At 53.1% G+C, this 3085-nt stretch carries 3 protein-coding genes; 1 reads left to right on the forward strand and 2 read right to left on the reverse strand.

Going from position 1 to position 3085, the window contains the following annotated elements; translation table 11 throughout:
• Positions 1-1033: 1033 nt before the first annotated feature.
• Complete coding sequence (locus IE224_RS20550; RefSeq protein ID WP_103174723.1) at positions 1034-1270, reverse strand: hypothetical protein; 237 nt, start codon at positions 1268-1270, stop codon at positions 1034-1036.
• A gap of 512 nt (positions 1271-1782) precedes the next feature.
• On the opposite strand from IE224_RS20550, the gene IE224_RS20555 reads away from it, so the two are divergent.
• Positions 1783-2001: a hypothetical protein gene (locus IE224_RS20555; protein ID WP_191313359.1), complete on the forward strand. Its 219-nt coding sequence runs from the start codon at positions 1783-1785 to the stop codon at positions 1999-2001.
• Between the two features lie 178 nt (positions 2002-2179).
• Here IE224_RS20555 and IE224_RS20560 read toward each other — a convergent pair whose 3' ends face one another.
• On the reverse strand, positions 2180-2365 hold the full coding sequence (locus IE224_RS20560) for a hypothetical protein (protein ID WP_191313360.1): 186 nt from the start codon (positions 2363-2365) through the stop codon (positions 2180-2182).
• Positions 2366-3085: the final 720 nt, after the last annotated feature.

Raw genomic sequence — 3085 nt, forward strand, 5'->3', positions numbered from 1 at the left:
CGCAAGTTGCAAGAACTCTTTTTTGCCGCAAGTCCAAGGCGTACGGCCAGCGCTTCGGGAGTTCCAGAAGTATGTTTGGGTTATGGATTTTATGGGGTAGGAGGCTCCGTTATAGGGAGCTGATTGCACTTCCCCTTTTTGCAATGATGTCCCTCTTAGCGGCGCCTGTCTTGCTCAGGTCGAGTTGCGAAGGCTTGCCCTTCTTTATATAAAAAAAGAAGCGCATAGGCCTACCGACCGATAAGGCTACGGTACGCCCACGCGCTTCTGGAACTCGTAACGAACAATGCCTGACGGCACGTTCACACTTAAACCATGCCAGAGCCCGGTCATACTGACATAGGTTAGCCTTACCTGTGACACAGGGCAGTTTTCAGAGGCTTTGATCGGACTGAAGACATAAGCGCCTTTTCTGAGGGCTATTTTTCGTGGAGCGCGTCAGACAAGACGTTGTTCTTCCGTTGGAATCGACCAAACTCAGCGTAAGGATCAGCATGGCGATCCACGCCAATCTGAGCTTCATCGATTATGCGTCAGTCTTTGGCTTCTTGAACGGCTCACGCATCGCTCCATACTGGAGATCGTAAACGGAGGGTCCTACCTCATAATGCTGGACGTTGCATTGAAAGCGGCGAAAGGCTGGGCAGCACCGCGGGGTTGTGGAGCGGACATTGGCATGGCTCGACCGCTTTTGCCGCCTCGCTGTCAATTGCGAGCGGCCCACCGATAAAGACGGGGCTTTCTTGATCATCCGCTGCGCTCTCATCTGCCTCAATCAGATCGAAAGCTTCTTTAAACGTTCTAAACTTCGGCCTTAGCAAAAACCCCCAGCGTGGCGTGGCGCCGGAGATTACTCTAGGTTGATCGTTCTTGCGGTATTCAACTCCAGATAATTAGGCCATACAGTTTAGTGAATACATGTCTTCTAAGCTGGTGCACTGCTCGCCGCTTTGCTGGAACATGTGGCTTTTGCCCAAAGATAGACATTAAAAGCCCTGCAGATCCTGGACGGCGCGGGGCAGTCCTGCCTAATCTACTCCCCGTCCCCTATCTGCTGCCCCAGCGTCTGTGCCCATCCAAACAGCAATCGCGCTGCCCCATCGTCGCCTTGCTGTTTTCGCCCATCGGCGGCTTCGGACAACACCTTCGGCAAATCCTCCGGGCTGATCGCACCAGGAGCGACTGTCTGCACACGCAGCAATGCCAAAAGGAGTTCCAAGGCTATCTCGTATTGCCGGATGTCTTCAGGAGCGTTGCCCTTATCGGTCATCCCACGTCCCCTTAGCGCTTTTCGCATCACATTGCCTGTCCTCGTTCTTAACCCATCTCATCTTTTCGCGATACAATCCGGCGAGATTTCATCGGGACTCTTTGCCTTGCCACACTTGGGCACTTGCTTGCGTGAAGAATACCGGCATGGAGCGGCCAACCCTTCTTCCAGCCTTCCTATGGGCTTGCGCATTAGGGGCAGCAACACTGATGCAAAATGACCTTCTGGACCTTATGTTTGAAGGGTTGCGACAGAATACTCTGCCCGTGATTTATGGAGGGCCTGATAATGGCCGTGCGAATTCCCATCGCTCCGAAAGACTCACCAGCCAAACCCAACGGCGAGTACAAAGACCCAAATCGGGATTGTGAAGACGCCGAGGCTTCCCAAAAAATGGCTGACGAAGGCGGCGTCCGTCACAAAAAGAACCGCCTTCCTGTTAGGGAAATCCGCAGCGAACAAAGTTCATGTTCGGGTGGAAGTATCTGCCTTTTCTCATGAAGGAGCATAGAATGAAAATTATTCACAAGACATTGCAAAACGAACGCACGACGCTTGCAAATGGAGACGCACAGGTAAGTCCTGCAGGACTGCGTGGGTTGTTCGCAAGAGCATTTCGACGGGCTATCGGCTGGCTCGCTGGCGACCCTGCCGCTGTCAATCCAGACATGGTGCGGTCTCTGGCTTATGTAAGGATCAACAGCCATTACGACGCGCTTGGGCACAGCTGACGTCTGAAGGGATAAAGGGCGGCGGGGAAAACCTTGCCGCTTTCGGAAGGAACGCAAAATCCATCTCGCCAACAGGTTCTCGAAAGTGCCGCGTGAACAGGCCTGACAGATGACCGCACTGGATCACCAAGCCCAACGTCAAGAATTCTTGCATCACGGCCGGTAACCACAAAAATCGCTAGACGGGGACATTATCAAACGGGTCTGTCTCTTCTAGCAAAGTTTCTAACTGCGGGGGTGGTCGATCACCGGCAGAAATTGCCTGCCGCAACTGCTGCACTGCAAGCTCTTTTTCCCTGGGGATCGCAGCATCTATTTGATTTAGAAGTTCGTTGATCGGATCTTCTAAGTTCATCTTAGTCATGATTTCCTCGATTTCCATAAGAGGTGATGCAGACGTCTTTTAGCAAACGGAAGCGCCTGATCCTGCTAATGATCCAGACAGAAGGGGATTTCCTACGGTCGGTTCTCGATGACCGATCTCGAGTTCAATGGCGCTTAGTCGCTTGAGGAGCTTTTCCACTAGCGGGACATGCCGCGGCGAATGGTATCATGCGAGGAAAGACATCACTTAATACAAGCCTAAAGCCTTTCGGAATTAGCCTACGATATACCCGGCTGCCTGAAAGGAGTTCCAGCACCCCTCGGGCCTGAACAAGGAGCAATGCCTGTCAGCACGTTTACACTTAAACGATGCCTGAGCTGTTCGTGCTGACATAGGTTAGGTCCTTCCTGATAAACACCTGCTATGAACTGGCCAGCATCCCGGTGTTAGTATCGATCGTTCAGGCAGGGGATGATCCCTCCTTTTTTCCGAGGCGAGAAAGGGAACCGACATATGACTATGTGGTCAACAGGCCGTCGGTATCTATTCGAGGCAATCAGATGTGCTGCCGCGTGGCAGAGCAAATACTCGCCCCGGTCAGGTCGACTGATGCGGCCACGCAACCCATCGATAATACGGACCGCGACGAGGGCGCGGTTGGACGTGGGGGATGCCTTTGGTGCAGATGGAGCCTGGGGAAAGGCGCTCGACGCTGGTCCTTTTGTGACACCGCTCAAGAGGGCGCCACCAAATTTCAGC

Source organism: Paracoccus aerius (genome assembly GCF_014656455.1).
GTDB classification, from domain to species: Bacteria; Pseudomonadota; Alphaproteobacteria; order Rhodobacterales; family Rhodobacteraceae; genus Paracoccus; species Paracoccus aerius.

Coding starts and splice junctions, on each gene's coding strand:
- IE224_RS20550 (WP_103174723.1), bottom strand. CDS start 1,270: ATGACCGATAAGGGCAACGCTCCTGAAGACATCCGGCAATACGAGATA.
- IE224_RS20555 (WP_191313359.1), top strand. CDS start 1,783: ATGAAAATTATTCACAAGACATTGCAAAACGAACGCACGACGCTTGCA.
- IE224_RS20560 (WP_191313360.1), bottom strand. CDS start 2,365: ATGACTAAGATGAACTTAGAAGATCCGATCAACGAACTTCTAAATCAA.